19 protein-coding genes are annotated in these 21,184 nt (G+C 64.6%); 10 read left to right on the forward strand and 9 right to left on the reverse strand.

The genetic code is table 11. The annotated features are described in order from the left end of the window. Nucleotides 1-9 precede the first annotated feature (9 nt). The 3 genes from NLY36_RS07695 to ypfJ form a co-directional block, all read right to left on the reverse strand. On the reverse strand, nucleotides 10-930 hold the full coding sequence (locus NLY36_RS07695) for an aldo/keto reductase (protein WP_023713901.1): 921 nt from the start codon (nucleotides 928-930) through the stop codon (nucleotides 10-12). Beyond that, the gene (locus NLY36_RS07700) at nucleotides 927-2,192 is read right to left on the reverse strand and encodes a TCR/Tet family MFS transporter (RefSeq protein WP_023734956.1); all 1,266 of its coding nucleotides are present in this window, start codon (nucleotides 2,190-2,192) and stop codon (nucleotides 927-929) included. The genes NLY36_RS07695 and NLY36_RS07700 overlap by 4 nt, the downstream gene beginning before the upstream one ends. 176 nt (nucleotides 2,193-2,368) lie before the next feature. Further along, nucleotides 2,369-3,304 (reverse strand): KPN_02809 family neutral zinc metallopeptidase, encoded by a 936-nt coding sequence (gene ypfJ, locus NLY36_RS07705; RefSeq protein ID WP_023672436.1) that lies wholly within the window; start codon nucleotides 3,302-3,304, stop codon nucleotides 2,369-2,371. 186 nt (nucleotides 3,305-3,490) lie between these two features. On the opposite strand from ypfJ, the gene NLY36_RS07710 reads away from it, so the two are divergent. Further along, nucleotides 3,491-5,557: a hypothetical protein gene (locus NLY36_RS07710; protein ID WP_031249009.1), complete on the forward strand. Its 2,067-nt coding sequence runs from the start codon at nucleotides 3,491-3,493 to the stop codon at nucleotides 5,555-5,557. Nucleotides 5,558-5,585: 28 nt separating this feature from the next. On the opposite strand, the gene NLY36_RS07715 is transcribed toward NLY36_RS07710, so the two are convergent. Further along, nucleotides 5,586-5,774 (reverse strand): hypothetical protein, encoded by a 189-nt coding sequence (locus tag NLY36_RS07715; RefSeq protein ID WP_023672434.1) that lies wholly within the window; start codon nucleotides 5,772-5,774, stop codon nucleotides 5,586-5,588. A gap of 91 nt (nucleotides 5,775-5,865) precedes the next feature. Then, nucleotides 5,866-6,321: a manganese-binding transcriptional regulator MntR gene (gene mntR / locus NLY36_RS07720; RefSeq protein WP_023672433.1), complete on the reverse strand. Its 456-nt coding sequence runs from the start codon at nucleotides 6,319-6,321 to the stop codon at nucleotides 5,866-5,868. Nucleotides 6,322-6,578: 257 nt separating this feature from the next. On the opposite strand from mntR, the gene NLY36_RS07725 reads away from it, so the two are divergent. The 3 genes from NLY36_RS07725 (at nucleotide 6,579) to NLY36_RS07735 (ending at nucleotide 9,616) form a co-directional block, all read left to right on the forward strand. Continuing rightward, a complete protein-coding gene (locus tag NLY36_RS07725) occupies nucleotides 6,579-7,937 on the forward strand; it encodes an Nramp family divalent metal transporter (RefSeq protein WP_023697071.1) in 1,359 nt (452 codons plus the stop codon). Between the two features lie 53 nt (nucleotides 7,938-7,990). Then, entirely contained in the window at nucleotides 7,991-8,848 is an 858-nt protein-coding gene (locus tag NLY36_RS07730; RefSeq protein ID WP_023697070.1) for a protein-L-isoaspartate O-methyltransferase family protein, read from the forward strand. A 117-nt stretch (nucleotides 8,849-8,965) separates the two neighbouring features. Further along, entirely contained in the window at nucleotides 8,966-9,616 is a 651-nt protein-coding gene (locus tag NLY36_RS07735; RefSeq protein ID WP_023697069.1) for a dihydrofolate reductase family protein, read from the forward strand. Nucleotides 9,617-9,679: 63 nt separating this feature from the next. On the opposite strand, the gene NLY36_RS07740 is transcribed toward NLY36_RS07735, so the two are convergent. Then, nucleotides 9,680-10,558, reverse strand: coding sequence for a LysR family transcriptional regulator (locus NLY36_RS07740; RefSeq protein ID WP_444848984.1), 879 nt, complete (start codon nucleotides 10,556-10,558; stop codon nucleotides 9,680-9,682). Between the two features lie 87 nt (nucleotides 10,559-10,645). Here NLY36_RS07740 and NLY36_RS07745 point away from each other — a divergent pair, with 87 nt between their 5' ends. After that, entirely contained in the window at nucleotides 10,646-11,245 is a 600-nt protein-coding gene (locus NLY36_RS07745; RefSeq protein WP_023689744.1) for a LysE family translocator, read from the forward strand. A gap of 162 nt (nucleotides 11,246-11,407) precedes the next feature. Here NLY36_RS07745 and NLY36_RS07750 read toward each other — a convergent pair whose 3' ends face one another. After that, a complete protein-coding gene (locus NLY36_RS07750; protein ID WP_023689743.1) occupies nucleotides 11,408-12,202 on the reverse strand; it encodes an SDR family NAD(P)-dependent oxidoreductase in 795 nt (264 codons plus the stop codon). A gap of 181 nt (nucleotides 12,203-12,383) precedes the next feature. Between NLY36_RS07750 and NLY36_RS07755 the strand changes: the two genes are divergently transcribed. Beyond that, nucleotides 12,384-12,848: a MarR family winged helix-turn-helix transcriptional regulator gene (locus NLY36_RS07755; protein ID WP_023689742.1), complete on the forward strand. Its 465-nt coding sequence runs from the start codon at nucleotides 12,384-12,386 to the stop codon at nucleotides 12,846-12,848. A 29-nt stretch (nucleotides 12,849-12,877) separates the two neighbouring features. Here the strand turns inward: NLY36_RS07755 and NLY36_RS07760 are convergent, their stop codons facing one another. Next, complete coding sequence (locus tag NLY36_RS07760) at nucleotides 12,878-14,056, reverse strand: MFS transporter (RefSeq protein ID WP_023683782.1); 1,179 nt, start codon at nucleotides 14,054-14,056, stop codon at nucleotides 12,878-12,880. A gap of 199 nt (nucleotides 14,057-14,255) precedes the next feature. Here NLY36_RS07760 and NLY36_RS07765 point away from each other — a divergent pair, with 199 nt between their 5' ends. Further along, entirely contained in the window at nucleotides 14,256-14,612 is a 357-nt protein-coding gene (locus NLY36_RS07765; RefSeq protein ID WP_023672424.1) for an ArsR/SmtB family transcription factor, read from the forward strand. A gap of 23 nt (nucleotides 14,613-14,635) precedes the next feature. Here the strand turns inward: NLY36_RS07765 and NLY36_RS07770 are convergent, their stop codons facing one another. Then, entirely contained in the window at nucleotides 14,636-15,106 is a 471-nt protein-coding gene (locus NLY36_RS07770; RefSeq protein ID WP_023672423.1) for a nucleoside deaminase, read from the reverse strand. Between the two features lie 179 nt (nucleotides 15,107-15,285). Here NLY36_RS07770 and NLY36_RS07775 point away from each other — a divergent pair, with 179 nt between their 5' ends. From NLY36_RS07775 to carB, 3 genes are all read left to right on the forward strand, one after another. Continuing rightward, entirely contained in the window at nucleotides 15,286-16,062 is a 777-nt protein-coding gene (locus NLY36_RS07775) for a metallophosphoesterase family protein (RefSeq protein WP_023697067.1), read from the forward strand. 242 nt (nucleotides 16,063-16,304) lie between these two features. After that, the gene (locus NLY36_RS07780) at nucleotides 16,305-17,363 is read left to right on the forward strand and encodes an SH3 domain-containing protein (RefSeq protein WP_286461799.1); all 1,059 of its coding nucleotides are present in this window, start codon (nucleotides 16,305-16,307) and stop codon (nucleotides 17,361-17,363) included. A 235-nt stretch (nucleotides 17,364-17,598) separates the two neighbouring features. Further along, complete coding sequence (carB, locus tag NLY36_RS07785) at nucleotides 17,599-21,102, forward strand: carbamoyl-phosphate synthase large subunit (RefSeq protein WP_023697065.1); 3,504 nt, start codon at nucleotides 17,599-17,601, stop codon at nucleotides 21,100-21,102. Nucleotides 21,103-21,184 lie beyond the last annotated feature (82 nt).

Genomic DNA, 21,184 nt, shown 5'->3' on the forward strand with positions numbered 1-21,184 from the left:
TGGGTGACCTTACGCCACCGGCCGACCTTCGCTGGCCTCCAGTATGGCGAACCATTGCTGGCGGCCGAGGTCGATCTCCAGCGCCTTGACCATGACGGCCAGCCGCTCGGGCTTCATCGTGCCGAGCACCGGCGCCAGCCGCGCCGGATGACGCAGCAGCCAGGCGATGGCGACGGCGGCGAGATCGCCGGCGCCGATCTCGGCAGCCACCGCCGCGATTGCCGCCCTGACCCGCGCCTCGCGCCCTTCCTTGCCGGTGAACAGCAAGCCGCCGCCGAGCGGCGACCAGATCATCGGCGCATAGCCGAGGCGTTGCGCGTGATCGAGGCTGCCATCCACCAGCGCATTGGTTTTCAGCACCGACATCTCGATCTGGTTGGTGGCCAAGGCAAACGGCAGCCGCGAAGCCAGAAGGTCGAACTGCGACGGCGTGTAATTGGAGACCCCGACCGCTCTCACCTTGCCCGACTTGACCAGCCCGGCAAGGGCCGCCGCCGTCTCGTCGGCATCCATCAGCGGATCCGGCCGGTGCAGCAGCAACAGGTCGAGATAGTCGGTGCCGAGATTGGCGAGCGAACGGTCGACCGAGGCGGCAATGTGGGCCGCACTGGTGTCGTAATGCTTCAGCCGGTTCTGAGGCCGGTTGGCCGATGCCAGAATGATGTCGCATTTCGAGATCAGCTCGATGCTGTCGCGCTTGCCCTTCCAGCGCGACAAGCCGGCGCCAAAGGCAGCTTCCACCTGGTAATGCCCGTAAATATCGGCATGGTCGAAGCTGGTAAGGCCGAGATCGACCGCAGTGCCGATCAGCCGCGCGATCTGGTCGGCGTCCGGGCGCGCGGCGCTGTCGAGCAGGCGCCAGGCGCCGAACACCAGCCGCGACAGCGACAAACCGTCCTTGGTCAGCTCTATGCGGCTGTCATGGCTCATATCTGGGCTCCATCTTCCGCAGCGCCGGTGGCAACGCTTCTCACCGCCGTCGGCCTCGCAACTTTCGTCACAAAGACAATGACGGCAAGCGTCAGGAAGCACGCGCCAACCAGATAGGGGGCGCCGCCGAACACTACGGGCGCATTCGGTCCGGTGAACCAGGAAAAGATCGCGGTGTAGAGCAGCGGCGTGATGATCGAGGTGATCGAGAAGATCGACGTCATCGCACCCTGCAATTCGCCTTGCGCCGATGGCGGCACCTTGGCGGCGGCAAGGCTTCTCAGCGGCGGATCGGCCAGTGCTTCGAGGCAGCCGACGACGATCACCGCATAGATCATCCAGCCTTGCGAGGCGAAGGCGTAGCCGAAGGCGCTGGCCGCAGTAAATGTCAGGCCGATCACCGCCGTCCTCCATTCGCCAAGTTTGGGGATCACGCGCGGCAGCACCGTCGCCATGACGATCGCCCCACACAGGCCGAAGGCGCCGAGCGAGAAGCCGATCTGCTGCTCGTTCCAGCCATAACGATAATTGGACACGAACGACCACACCGCAGGATACATCATGTGGCCGAGCGTCATCAGGAAGAAGGCGAGCCCGATCCAGCCGATGCCCTGATATTGGCGCATCTGCAGCAGCGTGCCGACCGGGTTGGCGCGTTTCCACTCGAAGCGGCGGCGGTGCTTTTCATCGAGCGTTTCAGGCAGGAAGAACATGGCGATGAGGAAGTTCACGAAGGCAAGCCCGGCGGCAAAGTAAAACGGCACTCGCGGCCCGAACGTGCCGAGCAGCCCGCCCAGCACCGGCCCAATGACGAAGCCGACGCCGAAGGCGATGCCGAGCAGACCGAAATTCTTCGCCCGGTTGTCGTCGTTCGAGATGTCGGCAATGAAGGCCGACGTCGTCGAATAGCTGGCGCCCGAAACGCCGGCCAGCACGCGGCCGATGAACAGCATCGGATAGGACCAGGCGATGGCGCAGATCAGATTGTCGATCGAGAATGTAAGCACCGAGGCAAGCAGGATCGGCCGCCGCCCGAAGCGGTCGCTCAATCCACCCATGATTGGCGCGAAGAAGAACTGCATCGCCGCATAGACGAAGAACAGCCAGCCGCCTTCGATCGCCGCTTCGCTGATGCCGACGCCGGAAAGCTCCCTGAGAAAGGCCGGCAACACCGGCATGATCATGCCGAAGCCGATAATGTCGAGCAGCAGCGTGGTGAAGACGAGCGCAAGGCCCCGCCTGGCGGTTTTGGGGTCGATCATGATGGCGTCTGCTCCCTGAGACCGCCCTTGGGCGGGCGCCCGTTATAGGCGAGGCGCCACTTTGGAACAATAGGAGAACGCCTCAGGCGTTCTCCTCCTGACATCTGTTGCCGGTGGTGAATCGGCCCGCCGACGGATGCGCTTTGAACCGCGGTCGGCTGGAACTTGCGAGCGCCTCAAACCGGACCGGTCAGCGTGTTGCAATCCGACAGCTTGCCGCTCTTGTAGCCGCGCGCCAGCCAGGTCTGCCTTTGCTGCGACGTCCCGTGGTTGAAGCTTTCCGGAACGACATAGCCCTGCATCTTCTTCTGCAGCGTATCGTCGCCGATCTGCTTGGCGGCGTTGAGCGCCTCTTCGATGTCGCCCTGTTCCAGAATGCCCTTCTGCGCGGTGAAATGCGCCCAAACGCCGGCGAAGCAGTCGGCCTGCAGCTCGATGCGCACCGACATCTGGTTGGCTTCCGCCTCACCCATCGACTGCCGCATCTGGTTGAACTTGGGCAGGATGCCGGTGAGGTTCTGCACATGGTGACCGACTTCATGGGCGATCACATATGCCTGGGCGAAATCCCCCGAGGCGCCGAACTGCTGGTCGAGCTGCTGGAAGAAGGTGGTGTCGAGGTAGACCTTGTGGTCGCCGGGACAATAGAACGGTCCGGCTGCCGTCGAGGCGGAGCCGCAGGCCGAGCGGATCTGGCCGCTGAACAGCACAAGCTTCGGGTCCTCGTATTTCAGGCCCTGCGACTGGAAGATGCCGGTCCAGGTCTCTTCGGTCTCGGCCAGCACGGTCGCCACGAACTGCTTCATCTCGTCGGAAGCAGGCGTGCCGGCGCCGTCGTCCTGGCCGCCGCTGTTGTCGGTAATCTGGCCACCGCCACCCGGCAGCACGCCGCCGCCGTCGCCGCTGCCCAGGATCTGCGACGGGTCGAAGCCGAAATACCATCCGGCCAGCACCACGAGGACGACCAGCAATATGCTGCCGCCGCCGCCGGTGCGGCCGCCGATCGGGATGCGGAACTGGCCAGGGCTGCCGCCGCCGAAACCACCACCGCCGCCGCTGTCGCTGCGCTCGTCCTCGACATTGTCACTCTGACGGCGGCCCTTCCAGAGCATGGTAACTCCCCGTATGCAAATTTCGGCTGGCGTGGCCGATGTCGTGGCCCAGTCCGACCCAACAGACAATTATCGCAATGGTTGCGCCAAGTCACAGTATTTTTCGTGGCAGCGGCATCGTGTTCGCACTCTGGTCGAGGCGGCATGCGCGCTGTAGCATCCGGTTCGAACGGGGGTGTCGGGGACTTGCGGACGATCGGTCGATTTCTGCTGCTGGCGGTGGTGCTATGCCTCGGCCCGTCGCCGGCGCGCGCCGTGACGCTCGATTCCAGCGTCGCCGTAACCGATCCCGAGACATTGCAGGCGCTTGAGCGTGGCGGCCTCTCGATCAGCCGCCTGCTCGGCCCGGCGCTGGGTCTCACGCGCGAGGTCGACAATCGGGGCCTGTTTTCGGTGCGCGCGCTGACCCCTGTGCGCAACGCCGTCAAGCAGGAGATCGCCGACGAGCCTGCCAATAGCCCCGATCCTTACGTCGCGGCCATGGTCAAGTCGAAGGACACCAGCCAGAAATTCAACCCGAAATACATCGACGATGACGGCTCGACGCTCGACCTGACCGGCGTCGTCAACCGCATGGACCGCGGCTATCTCGGCCACACCGAATGCGGCGAGATCAGGCTGATCTACCGCTTCCACTATTCGGTGGCGGAGAAGCCCACGAAGGGAAAGACAGCGCAACGCATCTCGTCGCGGCTGCCGCTGACCATGGGTCTGGTCTTCAACGCCAGGCCCGGCGAGGCTCGCCCCCGCGCTTCGAGAGACCGTCCAAGCGCCACCGCCGTTTCCTGTGCCGAAATCGCCAAGCGCTGGCTCGCCGCCGGCCAGAAGAACCTTGCGCCCGAGCAACTGGCAGCCTGGCTGCGCTCCGACGAAGGGCCGCTCTCCAACGCCATGCTGAATTCGTCGCAGATCATGCGGCTTGAGCTGAACATGCAGGTTCTCCGGCTGTCGGCCTCGAGCCGCCGCGACTTCGGTGGCCACGCCGAATATCTCCTCAAGATTTTCAAATGGGACCCAACGACGTCCACCTTCCAGGAATCGAAGATGGAGAACCAGATCGACCGGAAAGTGGTTCTGGCCGACCGGCCGGCCTTCGCCAAATGGCTGCTCACCGACCGCAACATCTACGATCTCGACCGCGGCCGGCTGGTCATCGACGACAAATTCCTGGCGACCAGCGCCGTCTCGGTCGCACCCGGCGGCATGGCCAGATCGCAAAACAACATCGCCTATGGGCTGCTCGACGATGCCGACATCGACAAGGCACTGCAGGACTATGTCGCCAAGGGCAACGAGCTGCGCAGCGTGAAATCGGTGGCCGGCTTCAATCTGCGTCTCAACGAAATGACCTGCACCGGCTGCCACCAGACGCACGGCGTTGCCGGCTTCCATTACACCGGCGCCGATCCGGCCAGCGAGCCGCGCCGCAACGCCGTCTTCGTCCCCGGCTCGGCGGTGTTCTTCGCCGACCTGCCTCGCCGCCGCGCCATCGTCGAGGACTTCGCCGCCGGCGGCCATCCGGATTTCTCACGCGGCTTCGCCGCCCGTCCGGACGCCAAACTCGCCGAAGCGCTGAAAGGCACTGATCTCTACAATGGCTGGGGCTCGATCTGCTACAGCGGCAAGGATGCCAGCTTCAAGGACTGGAGCTGCGGCGAAAGCCTGCGCTGCGCCGGCGTCCATGAAAGCGACATCCATCCGGGCTTCGGCACCTGCGTCAGCGAGGCGGCCACCGCAGTCGGCGACCCCGTCGAGTTCGGCGAGATTAAGATGTCGAGCTGGGGCAGCGACAAATATTGCCGCCTGTCGCCGGCCACCGCAAAAGCCTGCGCCATCGATCCGGCGCGCGACAAGAAACCGGTAATCAAGCTCGCCGGCTATGGCGCGGCGCGCCAACGCTACGACAACCCCGAGCAGAAGACCGGTGGCTTTCCCGGGGGCATGCTGCGCAAGGCAAGCTGCGACAAGCTTCCCGACGAGGCGACTTGCGGCCGCCTCGCCAAGACCGGTTTCAACGACTGCATCGCGTCGGGCAAGGACCACAAATTCTGCACCAAGGAATTCACCAAGACCGCCGGCCTGCGCGCCTGCGACAAGGCGCATCCCTGCCGCGAGGACTATATCTGCACCGCCGGCTACGACGATCTGGCCGCAGCCAAGCCTGGCAAGGGCTCCTGCATTCCGCCCTATTTCATATTCCAGTTCCGCGTCGACGGCCATCCGCGCAGTTGGGTGCAGGACACCGAGGAATGAGCGGCAGGTTGCCGCTTGCGAACAGAACTCAGATCTTCTGCTTGGTGCCGGCGCTTTTGCCGTCCGAGCTTTTGGAGCGTTCCTCGAAACGCGCGGCGCCCTTTTTCAGCGCATGGCCGGTTTCGACCTCGGTCTTGCGTTCGTCCTTTGCCGCTGCCTGCCTCAAACCCTCGGCCGCCTGCTTGCCCTTCGCGGTCGGTGCCTGTTCGACGCCCATGTTTTCCTCCTTGGCGCGCGACAACCACGCGCAACGTCAGGAGCAACGAGCCTGACGTGCGGAGGTTCCAGTGGTGCGGCCCCGGCACCCCTCAGCGCGGCGCGATCATCGCCTTGCGAAAGGCTTCCAGCGTCTCGGCGCTGACATGATGCTCGATGCCCTCGGCATCGATGCGCGCCGTCTCGGCGCTGACACCGAGCGAACGCAAAAACGCTTCTACCGTCTGGTGGCGGATGCGGCTCTCTTCCGCCACCTTGCGCCCGGCGTCGGTCAGGAACACACCGCGATAGGGTTTTCTGGAAACGAGCCCGTCGGCGCACAGCCTGGTCAGCATCTTGGCCACCGTCGGCTGGGCGACACCCAGCCGCGCAGCAATATCGACCTGACGCGCCTCATTGCCGTCCTCGATCAGGTCGGCGATCAGCTCGACATAATCCTCGACCAGCGCGCCGCGGCGCGCTTCGCGCTGCTGCCGGAACCCTTTCGAATGAATCTCGGCGTCAGGCAGCGGCTCCTCGCGTCCAACCGGTCTGTGCTTCAGCGCCAACACGCGCTCCTTCCTATCTTTTGACAAGAATCGGCTTTGGGCAAAGCAATCGCCCTTTGCCATTCATAGCACGGGCTTAACTGTTCCAGCCGTTTATTTCCATTCCATGGTAGGCGCAACCGGCGTTTGCGATCCCCTGCCGGCCTGCCGGTCGGCGCAACAGGAAGCACATACAATGAAATATAGCCTATTGCATAATGTTGAGCCCTGGCATAGATAGGATGACGTCAACCGATCCACCCAGTGGAAAGCCCTCCATGTCCGAAGCTGACGCTACCTTGGGATCATCCTGGCGATTTGACAGGCCGGAGGACAATCCTCCCAGCCTGCGCGAGGTGAACTCCACGATCGCGGTGCCGCAGTCCGGCGTCTGGTTCCGTCGCCTGTTCGCCTTCATGGGACCGGGCTACATGGTCTCGGTCGGCTATATGGATCCGGGCAACTGGGCCACCGACCTCGCCGGCGGCGCCCAGTTCGGCTACACGCTATTGTTCATCATCATGCTGTCCAACCTGATGGCGATCCTGCTGCAGGCGCTTGCCGCCCGGCTTGGCATCGCCACCGGCCGCGACCTCGCCCAGGCCTGCCGCGCCTATTATCCGCGTCCCGTCAGTTTCGTGCTGTGGATCGCCTGCGAACTCGCCATCATCGCCTGCGACCTCGCCGAGGTGATCGGCACGGCGATCGCGCTGCAGCTTCTGTTCGGCATTCCGCTGATCGGCGGCGCGTTGCTGACGGCGCTCGACGCCTTCATCGTGCTGCTCTTGATGAACAAGGGTTTCCGCTATCTCGAAGCCTTCGTCATCGCGCTTTTGATCATCATCTTCGGCTGTTTCGCCATCCAGATCTTTGCCGCTGCCCCTCCGGTCGGCTCGATCCTGCATTCGATGTTCGTGCCGTCGACGGAGATCGTCACCAATCCGGCGATGCTCTACATCGCCATCGGCATCATCGGCGCCACGGTGATGCCGCACAATCTCTACCTGCACTCCTCGATCGTACAGACACGCGCCTATGAACGGACCGAAAAAGGCAAGCGCGACGCCATTAAATGGGCGACGACGGACTCGACCATCGCGCTCGTCCTGGCGCTGTTCGTCAACGCCTCGATCCTGATCGTCTCGGCGGTGGCCTTCCATGGCACCGGCCATCAGGATGTCGCCGAGATCGGCCAGGCCTTCGAGCTCTTGTCGCCACTGCTTGGCCTCGGCATCGCCTCCATCCTGTTTGCGGTGGCGCTGCTGGCCTCCGGCCTCAACTCGACGGTTACGGCTACGCTTGCCGGCCAGATCGTCATGGAAGGCTTTTTGCGCCTGCGCATTCCGCAATGGGCGCGCCGGCTGCTGACGCGCGGCATCGCCATCGTCCCGGTGGTGGTCGTCACCGCGCTCTATGGTGAAAAGGGCACCGGCCAGTTGCTGGTCTTCAGCCAGGTGGTGCTGTCGATGCAGCTGCCCTTCGCAGTCATCCCGCTGGTGCAGTTCGTCTCCGACAAGAAGAAGATGGGCAACCTTGCCATTCCCCGCGGCGTGGCGGCCCTCGCCTGGGTCGTCGCGGCGGTCATCCTGGTGCTCAACTTCAAGCTGCTCTACGACACCGTCTTCGGCGTCGGCTGAGTTTCATTCCCGACCGCGACAAACCGGCCGCTTGCGCTATCTTGATCGCCATCATGACAAGTGTCGAAGACGCCAGGAAATTTTACGCGCAACTGATGGCGGCCAATGCCGGCTCGGCCGATCCGCGCCTCGAAGAGGCGTTCGCCACCGTGCCGCGCGAGGCCTTTCTCGGTCCTGGACCCTGGGCGGTCGTCGCCGGCAGGGCGCTCACCACCGGCAACGGCAAGATCATGACGCCGAGCGCCGATCCTGTTCACATCTATCAGGACGTACTGGTGGCGCTCGATGCCGACAAGGGCATCAACAATGGCGAACCCTCCCTGCACGCCATGTGGATCGGCAGGATCGCCCCCAGACCGGACGAGGCCGTCACCCATGTCGGCGCCGGCACAGGCTACTACACCGCCTTGCTGGCGCGGCTGGTTGCGCCCGGCCCGGTGACCGCCTTCGAAATGGAGGGCGATCTTGCTGCCAGAGCGACAAAGAATCTCGAGACCTACGGCAATGTAAGCGTCGTCCACGGCGATGCCGTCACCGGCGATCTGCCGCCGTCCGACATCATCTATGTCAATGCCGGTGTCGTCGCACCGCCGGCTGCCTGGCTGCGGGCGCTGAAACCCGGTGGCCGCATGATCTTTCCCTGGCGCCCGTCCCAGAGCGTCGGCCTGGCCGTGATGGTGACCCGCACCAAACAAGGTTTTGCCTGCGACCCCTTCATGCGCTCGTGGTTCATCCCCTGCGTCGGCGCCTCGGTCGCCGGTTCGGCGGCCAAAATCCCCGACCTCCAGAAGGCCGCGCGCAGCCGTTCGATCTGGCTGACGTCAGACAGGGCGCCGGACCGAACCGCCACCGCCATCATCGGCGACGTCTGGTTTTCGTCGCAGGCGCTTGGCGGCGGGCGACGGCGGTAGGTACCCTTGTCGGCCGGCAGCGTTTTTCTGCCAACGCCTGTCGGGCGGCCGCCGGCCTGTCCGTCCTTAGATCGAAATCCGGCCCTGACGGCGCGGATCCTGGAAAAGGAAAATCCAATGCGAAAGATCATCGCTTCCACCTTCGTCAGCCTCGACGGCGTCATGCAGGCGCCAGGCGGCCCGGAAGAAGACCCGGTTGGCGGCTTCGAATTCGGCGGCTGGACGTTCCACTACTTCGACGAGGTGGCGGGGGTGGCCATGGAGGAAATGTTCTCCAAACCCTTCGCCCTGCTGCTCGGCCGCAGAACCTACGACATCTTCGCCGCGTACTGGCCTTACCAGAAAGATCCGATCGGAGACGTCTTCAACCCTGCGACCAAATATGTGGCCACGCATCGGCCGGACAGCCTGACCTGGGAGAACACGCAATGGCTTGGGGACGATATCGTCGCCACGTTGCGCAACCTCAAAAAGGAAGATGGAGCTGACCTGCTCATCCAGGGTTCGAGCGAGCTGATCCAGACTTTGCTCGCCAACGGTCTGATCGACGAGATCCGGTTGATGATCTTCCCGCTGCTGCTGGGCAAGGGCAAGCGGCTGTTCGATGGTGGTGCGATGCCCGCCGCTTTCAAGCTGGTCAAGTCGCAGGCCACTACCACAGGCGTCATCATGGCGACCTACGAACGCGGGGGTGAGGTCAAGGTCGGGTCGTTCGCTACGCAGAAGCCGTCAGAGGCCGAGCTCGAGCGGCGTAAGAACTGGAAGTAACAGGGACAGGCTTGGCACCTTTCCTCTCCCCCGATCGACGGGGGAGAGGAAATGCAAGTTCTGTCAAGCCGCCACAGCCCGCCGTGCCAACCCACCCCGGATATACCGCGCGAACTCCTGCGCTGCCGGCGCCGTGCCGTACTTCGGCAAATGCAGATTGATGGAAAAATTCGGCAGCGGCGGCAGCCCGGCATCAAAAGCCAGGATGTCAAGATCGGCAGGCACGGTGGAGGCCAGCCAGGCGGTGACGGCAAGGTCGGAGCGCACTGTCGCGGTCGTCGCGTCGATGTTGCCGTTCTCGAACACGGTGCGCCATTCCAGCCCGTGCTCGTTCAGCGCCGACAGCACCACCGGGCGGAAGGCGCAGGTGTCGGCGACGATCGACACCGGCAGCGGCCGCTTGGCGCGGGCGACGCCGCCCTTGGCCCCCACCCAGACCAGCCGGTCAATGGCCAGGCACTCACCGGCCGACGGGCCGACCCGTTCCTCGATGACGGCAAGGTCGATGGTGCCGGCCGCGAGGGCCGCGGCAAGGTCCGGCGAAGCCGCACAGAGCAGTGAAATCTCGACCTGCGGATAGGTCTCGGCATAGGCCTTCAGCACCGGCGCCAGCAAAGTGCCGACAAGGTCATAGGGAACACCGAGCCGCACCTGGCCGGCGACCTCGGTGCCCGCCATCTCGGCCCAGATCTCGTCATTGAGGCCAAGCAACCGTTTGCCCTTGCCGAACAGCCGCTCGCCGGGCCGCGTCAGCCGCAAGCCACGCCGGTCGCGCTCGAACAGGCTGCAGCCGAGCGCTTCTTCCAGCCGCTTGATCTGCTGGCTTACGGCGCCTTGCGTCAGATGCAGCGCGTTCGCCGCCGCCGTCATGCTGGCCTTGTCGGCGACAGTGACGAAGGTGCGGATCAGCGCTGTGTCGAGGTTGCGGATCATGGATGGCATTATATCTGCTAATGCCAACCATCGCAAACATTGCATTTACTGAAGTATGCGGAAGTCTACCATTGGGCTTTTGATGAAGGACGCCTCATGTTGCAGCCCATCTTTCCGCTCATCCTGTTTGCCTTCGTGGCCACCGTCACGCCCGGCATCGCCACCACCCTGTCGACTGCCTCAGGTGCACAGTTCGGTTTTCGCCGTTCCGTTCCCCTATTGGTCGGCAGCGCCGCCGGTCTCGCCACCGTGACCGCTGCTGCCGCCGCCGGGCTCGCCGGTCTGCTGCTGGCCATGCCTTCGCTGCAACTGGCGATGAAAATCATCGGCTCGCTCTATCTCATCTGGCTGGCAATCAAGATCGGCCGCGCCGGGCCGCCCAATCTCGATGTGGCGATGGCAAAACCCAACAGCTTCTTCGGCGGCGCCGGCATTCAATGGATGAACCCGAAGGGCTGGGCGATGGGACTGGGGGCGGCGGCCTCGTTCGCGGCCCTTGCCGACGGGCCGGGACAACTCGCGCTGCTGCTCGGCTCGACCTTCGGCCTCACTGCAGCCGTCTCGCTGTCGATCTGGTGCGTGGCGGGCATGGTGCTGGCACGGCTGCTCGAGACCGAATGGCAATGGCGCGCGCTCAACATCGTGCTGGCGCTGGTGCTGGCTGCATCGATCATACCTATGTGGCGGGGAGCGTAAACGCAGAGGTCGGCGCCAGTACCCCCACCCGGACCTGCGGTCCGACCTCCCCACAAAGGGGAGGTAGGGGAGCGCGCACTTTACCCTCCCCCTTGTGGGGAGGGCCGCGAACGAAGTGAGCGGGGTGGGGGTCCTGGTTCGCGAAGCGAACCAGCTCTCTCCTCAGACCGCGTAGCGGGCAGCAGGCTTGTCGGCGTGCAGGCTGCCGTAGAAGACTTGCCTTGCGCCGAGGAAGGCGTCGAGCTTGGTCGCATCGGCAAGTGCCGGCACGGTGACGGCTTCGCCCCTGGATAGGCCCACAAGCGCGGCATCGACCATATCGTCGGCGGACATGATGATCTCCTTCGGCAGATTGTCGATATCGCCACCGGCGAGCTCCCAGAAATCGGTGCGGGTCGCGCCCGGCAGCACCGCCTGGACCTTCACATTGGTGCCGGCGACTTCGCGGTGCAGGGCCTCGGTGAAGTTGACGACATAGGCCTTGGTGCCGCTGTAGATGCCGCCGAACGAGGTATCATAGGCGAGCACAGAGGCGATGTTGACGATGGCGCCGCGGTTGCGCGCAAGAAGCCCCGGCAGAACGGCGCGGGTCAGGCGGGTCAAGGCGATGACGTTGACCTTGATCATGCGCTCGGCCTCGTCGGCGTCGGCCGTTGCCACCACGGCCTGGCCACCAATGCCGGCATTGTTGACCAGCAGCGTGACGCTGTCGTCGGCTGCGATCGCCTGCTCGACGCGGCGCACATCATTGTCGTCGGCAAGATCGGCTGATATCACGCTGACCTTGCGCTTGTAAGCATATCGCAGCTTTTCAGCCAGTTCCTCCAGCCGGTCGGCGCGCCGCGCTACCAGCACCAGATCGTAGCCTTGCCCGGCCAGCCGGTCGGCATAGACCGCGCCGATGCCGGCCGATGCGCCGGTGACGACTGCGGTACCCTTGTTGTCCTGTCCACTCATTGTCCTGTTCCTTTTTTCTGCCCGGCGAGACAGGTCGATGAACCCTTGTCCCGCCCTGATCTCCAATTAGTGGCATATACCACTTTCCGGGAAGTAGGCATATACCACCATCTTGTCAACGGAGGCGGCAGAAACTATTTCTGCGACAGGCCGGCAGCGGTTTTGCCGGCAAGGAGTCGTGATGAGCAAGACCGCGCTGCCGGGATTCAGCCTTTGCAACAACGCCACGCTGCGGCGCGCCGCGCGCAAGCTCGGCCGCTTTTATGACGATGTAATCTCGCCTTCGGGTCTGAAGGGCACACAGTACGGCCTGCTCTACCAGATCCATGTCAGCAACGAGCCGGCGATGGGCACGATAGCCGAAGCGATGGTCATGGACCTGTCGGCGCTCGGCCATACGCTGAAGCCGCTGATCCGCGACGGCTATGTCGACACCTTCGCCGACAAGGACGACCGCCGCGTCAAGCGGGTGCGGCTGACGCCGCAAGGCCAGGCCAAGCTCGAGGAGACGACGAAATTGTGGACCATTGCCCAGCAGCGCTTCGAGGCGCTGGTCGGCCAGCAGCGAGCGGCAGATCTGCGCGCTATGCTGGATGAAGTCGCGGCGCTGGAGTACGACGTGCCGGCGGCCGCCCCTTCAAGCTGAAAGAGCGGCCGCCGGTCCTTTGCAAAGATCTATTCGGCCGGCATGGCGACCGGCCGGGCCGCCCAGCGGCCGGCCAGCACCACGCCAAGCCCGATCAGCGGGAAGATGGCGGCGACCAGGCCGAGATCGGCCGGCACGCCGTAGCGCAGCACGGCGCCGCCGACCACAGCACCCAGCGCCACGCCGAGATAGAGGGCCGAAGCGTTGAGCGACAGCACGATCGGGGCGGCGTCGGGCGCCAGCTTGATGATGCGGCTGGCCTGCGCCGGCGGAAATGCCCAGCCGACCATGCCCCACGGCACCATCATGGCCATCAATGCCGGCCCGGCGAGATGCTGCGGCAGGAAGGTCGGGATGACCGAGAGCATCACCAGCATGACGGCGCTCAGCGCCAGAGACCAGCCGACGGTGCGCGTCGCACCAAAACGGTCGGCCGCCTGGCCGCCGGCTATGTTGCCGATGACGGCGCCGACACCGAAGGCGAGCAGCATGCCGGGCAGCGCAATCGGGCTGAGGCCGCCGCTCTGGATGGCCAGCGGCGCGATATAGGAAAACACCGAGAAGGCGCCGATCAGGGCAAGAGCGGTGGTCAGCAGGATCGGCATGACGCCGGGGCGCAGCGCCGCAGCCAGCCGCCGCCTGAGCGGCAGCTTGGTACCGACAATGCCGCGCGGCAGCCGGTACCACAGGATGGCGCCGACCAGCGCGCCGAGCCCGGCAATGGCAAAGAAGGTCCCGCGCCAGCCGGCTATCGTGGCAACCAGCGCGCCGAGCGGTGCACCGAGCGCAACCGCCACCGTGGTTCCGCCGACGACGACGGCAATGGCCCGCGCCCGGTGGTGGTCATCGACCAGCGCCACCGCCGTGCCTTGAGCGGTCGCGGCAAACAAGCCTGACGACAGCGCCATGATGATGCGGGCAATGAGCAGCAGTTCGAAGGACGAGCTCAGCGCCGCCACCACATTGCCGATGACGAAGAACGCCAGCGTCCACAAGATGACGCGGCGCCGGTCCCATTCGCCGGTCAGCGTTGCCAGGATCGGCGTGCCGATGGCGTAAGCCAGCGCGAAGGCGGTGATCAGCGTGCCGGCGAGCGGAATGGAAATGCGGGCGTCGGTGGCGATGTCAGGCAGCAGGCTGGAGATGACGAAGCCTTCGGTCGAGATCGTGAACGATCCGAGCGCAAGCCAAAAGAGGCGCTTGTCCATAGGGCGTGTCCTTAGTTCAAAACTTATTGAACAATTGGACATAACAGGACATGATGTCAATGAAGCCAGGTGAAAATAGCTGAAGCCTGCTGACATCCCTGTGTCAGGACAGCCGTTGGGCCAATCGCGAAACGGACTGTGCATGCCCGCGAAAGATCGACGCGTTGAAATCGCCACCGACTGTGCTTAGTTTCGGGCCATGACTTTGCCGCACCCCAATACAGACCAGATCAGCCTGCCGGTTGTGCTCGGCGTCCTTGGCGACCCGACCCGGCTCGCCATCGTGCGCTATCTCGCCAGCAAGGAAGGCGTGCCGCTGAACTGCAGCCGGTTCCTCGACCTCGGCTCCAAGACCAATCTCAGCTATCACCTGGCCAAACTGCGCGAGGCCGGCGTCACCCGCGCCGAAGTGGCCGGCACCAACCGGATGATCACGCTGCGCCGCGCCGACCTCGACGCCCGCTTCCCCGGCCTGCTCGACAGCGTGATTGCGGCGGCCGGAGATGACCCGGCTCTACCCATCGTCGGCGGCCACGACATCGAAATTCCGGCGTAGCTGGTGCCGAAGTCAGGCCGCTCCTAGCGCTGCCAAAAACCGATATGCGGGGCGAGGAGTTCCTCGTCCATCTCGGGGAAAGGGCCGTGGACCTCGACCGGCTTCTGCCCGGAGCCGAGGACTGTGCGCGACGAGAGGTTCATCGTCGGGTTCTCTGCGTGATTGCCGGTCAGCGCGAGAAGCTTGGTTTCCTCGAAGCCGTAGACCAGCCGGCCGATATTCGCCCAGTACAGCGTTCCCGTGCACATCGCACAGGGCTCGCCGGTTGTGACCAGCGTGCAAGACCAGAGGAAATCCGGCGGATAGGTGTCGGCGGCACGCCGGGAGAGCTCGGTTTCGGCGTGGCGCACGGTGTTGATGTTGCCTTGCCGCATCAGGATGCGATCGTCGGGGCCGACGAGCACGCAGCCGAAAGGATGGTGCCCGTGCGCGGCAGTCTCGCGCGCGACGTCATTGGCGGCGCGAAGGTGGGCAACCATCTGGTCGCGGGTCATCGCCTGTCCTCCCCCGGATGAACTCTGGAGCGGCGTGGACGCTAGCAGATGGAGTGCTTCCGCGATAGGCGGGGCTCCCGGCTGTCTCGAACGATCTCAAGGGCTTGATAATGAAGGCAGGGGCTTGATAACGAAGACGGGCCGCAAGCCTCAACGGGCTGCACCAAGGAGCCCGCCGCATGCGCATTGCCGTTCTCGCCGACATCCATGGCAATGTGCTGGCGCTGGATGCCGTGCTCGCCGATCTAGCGCGGCGCGGCGGCGCCGATCTCACCGTCAACCTTGGCGACTGTGTCTCCGGCCCGCTCTGGCCGCGCGAGACATTCGAGCGGCTCGAAGCGCTCGACCTGCCGACGGTGCGCGGCAACCATGACCGCCGCGTCGCGGTCGATCCGGCCGACGATATGATGTGGGCTTCAGACCGCTATGCGCAGGAACGGCTGACATCAGCGCAGCGCGAAGCCCTGCTCGCCCTGCCCTTCACGCTGGAGATTGTTCCCGGCGTGGTCGCTTTCCATGCGCGGCCCGACCATGACGAGAAATACCTGCTCGACGCGATCGTCGATGGCCAACTGGTGCGCGCGCCGCTTGCCGCTATTCAGCGGCGGTTGCAGGCGCTGGACGCGGCCTGCCGCATCGTGCTGTGCGGCCACAGCCACCGCGCGGAACTGGTCCGTATCCCCGGCGGCCCCTTGCTCTTCAATCCCGGCAGCGTCGGCGCCCCCGCCTATGAAGATGACACGCCCCCGGCGCATGTTTCGGAGCAAGGCAGCCCGCATGCGCGCTACGGCATCCTCACCTTGGATGGCGATGGTCCAGACCGTTTTGAGACCATCGCCGTCGACTACGACCACGAAGCGGCGGCGAGACAGGCCGCACAGGCGGGCCGACCGGAATGGGCGCATGCGCTGAGGACCGGCTTCATGCCCAAACCCTCTTGGCAAGGCTCCGCTTGACCGCACGGCTGCGCCCTGCTTCCGCCTCGCGGCACCAAACATCGGACGCATTTTCAGACTTACATGGCCGCGTATCGTCCCTTATAAAACCGCCTTGGCATACGGCAGGACTGCTGCCGCAAGGGTAATCGGCGCACGGCCAAATGATGAGGCGCACAATCCGAACCATTTTGCATCGAGTGACTGGCGCTCCGCTCCTGCGGGCAGCCCGGTTGTTGGCGGGTCCGTTGGTGGTGGGCCCGTTGTTGGTGAGCTTGCCGGCCAATGCCGAGGACGCGCCTGCCGACATCGTTTCCATAGTGACCGAGCTCGGCCCAGGCGATCTCCTCAACATCCGCGCCACGCCGTCGCCGGTCGGCAGAACCCAAGCGCGTCTGCCGATCGGCTCGAGCGTCAGGAATTTCGGCTGCAACGAAGTGGACGGCCACCGCTGGTGCAAGGTCGAGGAGATTGACAATCCACTGGTCAAAGGCTGGGCGCCCGCGCGCTATCTTATCCCCGACAATCCGACCGTGGTCGAAGTTGAGGCCGCGCCGCCCCAGGTGACCGCCAGCGCTGAAGCCGGCGGCCCGACGCTCGCGCCCGACATGCCGACGCAGCCGGCCGACGTGGCCGCAGCGCCCCGGACGACTGCACCTGCCGCCTCTGCCGCTCCGGCTGCACCCACTCAGGCTCCACCCACCCCGGCTGCACCCGCGCCGGCTCCACTCGACCTGACGGAGCGCCTTGGCGGCACGAATCCAGGCGCGCCGAAGTCCGCCGCCGAGATCGGCAGGACCGCCATGCAGGATGCTTACGGCCTTGCCTTCGCAGCGAATGAAAGTCCGCCGACGGATGAAATCCCTGCGACGGAGGCTCCGGCAACGGAGGCCACAGGGACGCCGGAACTCGCCGCCGCCGCGTCTGCGGGAGCAGCGCCGGATACAGCGTCCGCGCCGGGGGTACTATCCCCGACGCCACGGCCAGACCAGGCCAAAGCTGCGACCGCTACGCAAACCGTTGCACGGCTGGAACCCCCGCCCGCCCTCGGCGCCACCGCCGAGATCCCCTGCGCCCGCTATGTCGGACAACCGATGACCCGCTGCGCCGTCAACATCGTCCACAATGGCGCCGACAAGGCAGACATCACCGTGACCTGGCCCGACGGCGGCACCCGCGTCATCTCCTTCTCTGCCGGCATGCCGGCCAACTCGGATTTGGGCAAGGACTTCCGCTTCACAAGGGAAGGCAGCCTCAACATGATCCGCGTCGGGGTATCCGAGCGGTTTGAGATTACGGATCAGCTCGCGCTGGGGGATTAGGTGTCAGGCAGTAGGGAATGGGCAATAGGCGCCTTAACCTCGCTCCTGCCTAATCCCCACTGCCTGATCCCTACTGCCTAATCCCTACTGCCTAGCCTCATTTTCGGGGTTACATCTCCCAAAACTCTTCCCTATAAGGCCCTCCTAGCCTGATACCAGAATCGCAAGCACAACCGGCCGGGTCTTCCCGTCCCGGTTTTTCGTGCAAGCCGCTCGCCGAACGGAACTCACAACGATGCCAAGACGCACCGACATCAAGTCGATCCTGATCATCGGGGCCGGCCCCATCGTCATCGGCCAGGCCTGTGAGTTCGATTATTCCGGCACACAGGCCTGCAAGGCGCTGAAGGAAGAGGGCTTTCGCGTCATCCTGGTCAATTCCAACCCGGCCACCATAATGACCGACCCGGAACTGGCCGACGCCACCTATATCGAGCCGATCACGCCTGAAGTCGTCGCCAAGATCATCGCCAAGGAGCGGCCCGACGCGCTGCTGCCGACCATGGGCGGCCAGACCGCGCTCAATACCGCTCTGTCGCTGCGCCGCATGGGCGTGCTCGAGCGCTACAATGTCGAGATGATCGGCGCCGACGCCACGGCGATCGACAAGGCTGAGGACCGGGCGCTGTTTCGCGAGGCGATGAAGAAGATCGGCCTGGAAACGCCGAAGTCGATGCTGGCCAATGCCACCGACGTCAAGAACGCCGACCGCAAGACCCATGAGGCCGAGCGCGCCGCCGTCAAGGCCGAGGCGCCTGCCGACCTCGATGCCGCGCTCGACGCGCTGGAAACCCGCTGGAACCTCGGCGAAGGCGACCGCAAGCAGCGCTACATCAGCCATGGCATGGCGATTGCCGCCCAGGCGCTCGACCATGTCGGCCTGCCCGCCATCATCCGCCCGTCCTTCACCATGGGCGGCACCGGCGGCGGCATCGCCTACAACCGCGCCGAATTCTACGACATCGTCCAGTCCGGGCTCGACGCCTCGCCGACCACCGAAGTGCTGATCGAGGAAAGCGTGCTCGGCTGGAAGGAGTATGAGATGGAGGTCGTCCGCGACAAGGCGGACAATTGCATCATCGTCTGCTCGATCGAGAACATCGACCCGATGGGCGTACACACCGGTGACTCGATCACCGTTGCCCCCGCGCTGACCTTGACCGACAAGGAATACCAGATGATGCGCAACGCCTCGATCGCGGTGCTGCGCGAGATCGGCGTCGAGACCGGCGGCTCCAACGTGCAGTTCGCCGTCAACCCGGCCGATGGTCGGCTGGTCGTCATCGAGATGAACCCGCGCGTCTCGCGCAGTTCCGCTTTGGCTTCGAAGGCGACCGGCTTCCCGATCGCCAAGATCGCGGCCAAGCTCGCCGTCGGCTACACGCTGGACGAGCTGGAGAACGACATCACCGGCGGCGCCACGCCCGCCTCCTTCGAGCCAAGCATCGATTACGTCGTCACAAAAATCCCGCGCTTTGCCTTCGAGAAATTCCCCGGCGCGGAGCCGGTGCTGACCACCGCCATGAAGTCGGTCGGTGAAGTCATGGCCATCGGCCGCACGTTCCAGGAGTCCTTGCAAAAGGCGCTGCGTGGGCTGGAAACCGGCCTGACTGGTCTCGACGAAATCGAGATCCCCGGCCTCGGCCACGGCGCCGTAGCTGCCAACCACGCCGACGACCGCAACGCCATTCGCGCCGCACTCGGCACGCCGACGCCCGACCGGCTGCGCATGGTGGCGCAGGCGATCCGCATGGGCACCTCGCTGGAAGACGTGCACGCAATGTGCAAGATCGACCCGTGGTTCCTCGAACAGATCGCCGGCATCGTATCCATGGAAGCCCGCATCCGCGAGCACGGCATCCCGCAGGACGCCGTCAATCTGCGCATGCTGAAGGCGATGGGCTTCTCCGATGCCCGCCTCGCCTCGCTGACGAAGAACGACGCCGAAGTGATTGCGAAGATTCGTGAAAAGCTCGACGTTCATCCGGTTTATAAGCGCATCGACACGTGCGCCGCCGAGTTCGCCTCGCCCACCGCCTACATGTACTCGACCTATGAAGTGCCCTTCGCCGGCGCGCTGGCCAATGAAGCGCAAGTGTCGTCGCGAAAAAAAGTCGTCATCCTCGGAGGCGGTCCGAACCGCATCGGGCAGGGCATCGAGTTCGACTATTGCTGCTGCCATGCCGCCTTCGCCCTGCGCGACGCCGGCTATGAAGCGATCATGATCAACTGCAACCCGGAGACGGTTTCGACCGACTACGACACCTCCGACCGGCTGTACTTCGAACCGCTGACGGCGGAGGACGTGCTGGAGATCCTGCGCGCCGAACAGGCCTCGGGCGAACTGGTCGGCGTCATCGTCCAGTTCGGCGGCCAGACGCCGCTGAAGCTGGCCGACGCGCTGGAGAAGGCCGGCATCCCGATCCTCGGCACGTCACCCGACATGATCGATCTCGCCGAAGACCGCGACCGCTTCCAGAAGCTGCTTCACAAGCTCAACCTCAGCCAGCCGAAGAACGGCATCGCCTATTCTGTCGAGCAGGCCCGCCTTGTGGCCGGCGAACTCGGCTTCCCGCTGGTGGTGCGCCCCTCCTATGTGCTCGGCGGCCGCGCCATGCAGATCATCCATGACGAGGGCATGCTGCAGAGCTACCTGCTCGACACCGTGCCCGGCCTGGTGCCGGAGGACATCAAGCAGAAATACCCCAACGACAAGACCGGCCAGATCAACACGCTGCTGGGCAAGAACCCGCTGCTGTTCGACACCTATCTCTCGGGCGCTATCGAGGTCGATGTCGATTGCCTGTGCGACGGCAAGTCGACCTTCGTCTCCGGCATTCTCGAGCACATCGAGGAGGCAGGCATTCATTCGGGCGACAGCGCCTGTTCGCTGCCGGTGCACTCGTTGCCCTCGGAGCTTGTCGACGAATTGGAGCGCCAGACAGCGGCGCTCGCCCGCGCGCTCAATGTCGGCGGGCTGATGAACGTGCAGTATGCGATCAAGGACGGCACGGTCTATGTGCTGGAGGTCAACCCGCGGGCATCGCGCACCGTGCCCTTCGTCGCCAAGACCATCGGCCGGCCGATCGCCAAGATCGCCGCCCGCATCATGGCCGGCGAAAAGCTGGAAGACGCCTTCGCCCACTACGGCGCCATGCCCGATCCGAGAAACCCCGGCCACATCGCGGTCAAGGAAGCCGTCTTCCCCTTCGCCCGCTTCCCCGGCGTCGACATATTGCTCGGCCCGGAAATGCGCTCGACCGGCGAGGTCATGGGCCTCGACCGCGACTTTGCGCTGGCCTTCGCCAAGAGCCAGCTCGGCGCCGGCGTTGATCTCCCCCGCTCCGGCACGCTGTTCGTCTCGGTGCGCGACGAGGACAAGGCCGGCATCCTGCCGGCGGTCAAGCGCCTCGCCGGCCAGGGTTTCAAGGTGCTCGCCACATCGGGAACCGCCCGCTTCCTCGCCGAACACGGCGTCGACGCGCAGAAGATCAACAAGGTCCTGGAAGGCCGCCCCCACATCGAAGACGCCATTCGCAACCGCCAGGTTCAGATCGTCTTCAACACGACGGACGGCCAGAAAGCGGTGTCGGACTCGAAGTCGCTGCGCAGGGCGACGCTGATGCAGAAAGTGCCGTATTACACCACGCTGTCGGGGGCGGCGGCGGTGGCCGAGGCGATTGCGGCGCTGAAGGCGGGGAGCCTCGAGGTCAGGCCGTTGCAGGAGTATTTCGCCTGACGGCATCAGACTAAGTCCTGGTCCCAGCGGCCATGAAAGTAAATATTTTATAAGTTTTAACTTTCTCCGCGTCTTTGTTATG

It is taken from the genome of Mesorhizobium sp. C399B, assembly GCF_030323185.1.
GTDB lineage: Bacteria > Pseudomonadota > Alphaproteobacteria > Rhizobiales > Rhizobiaceae > Mesorhizobium.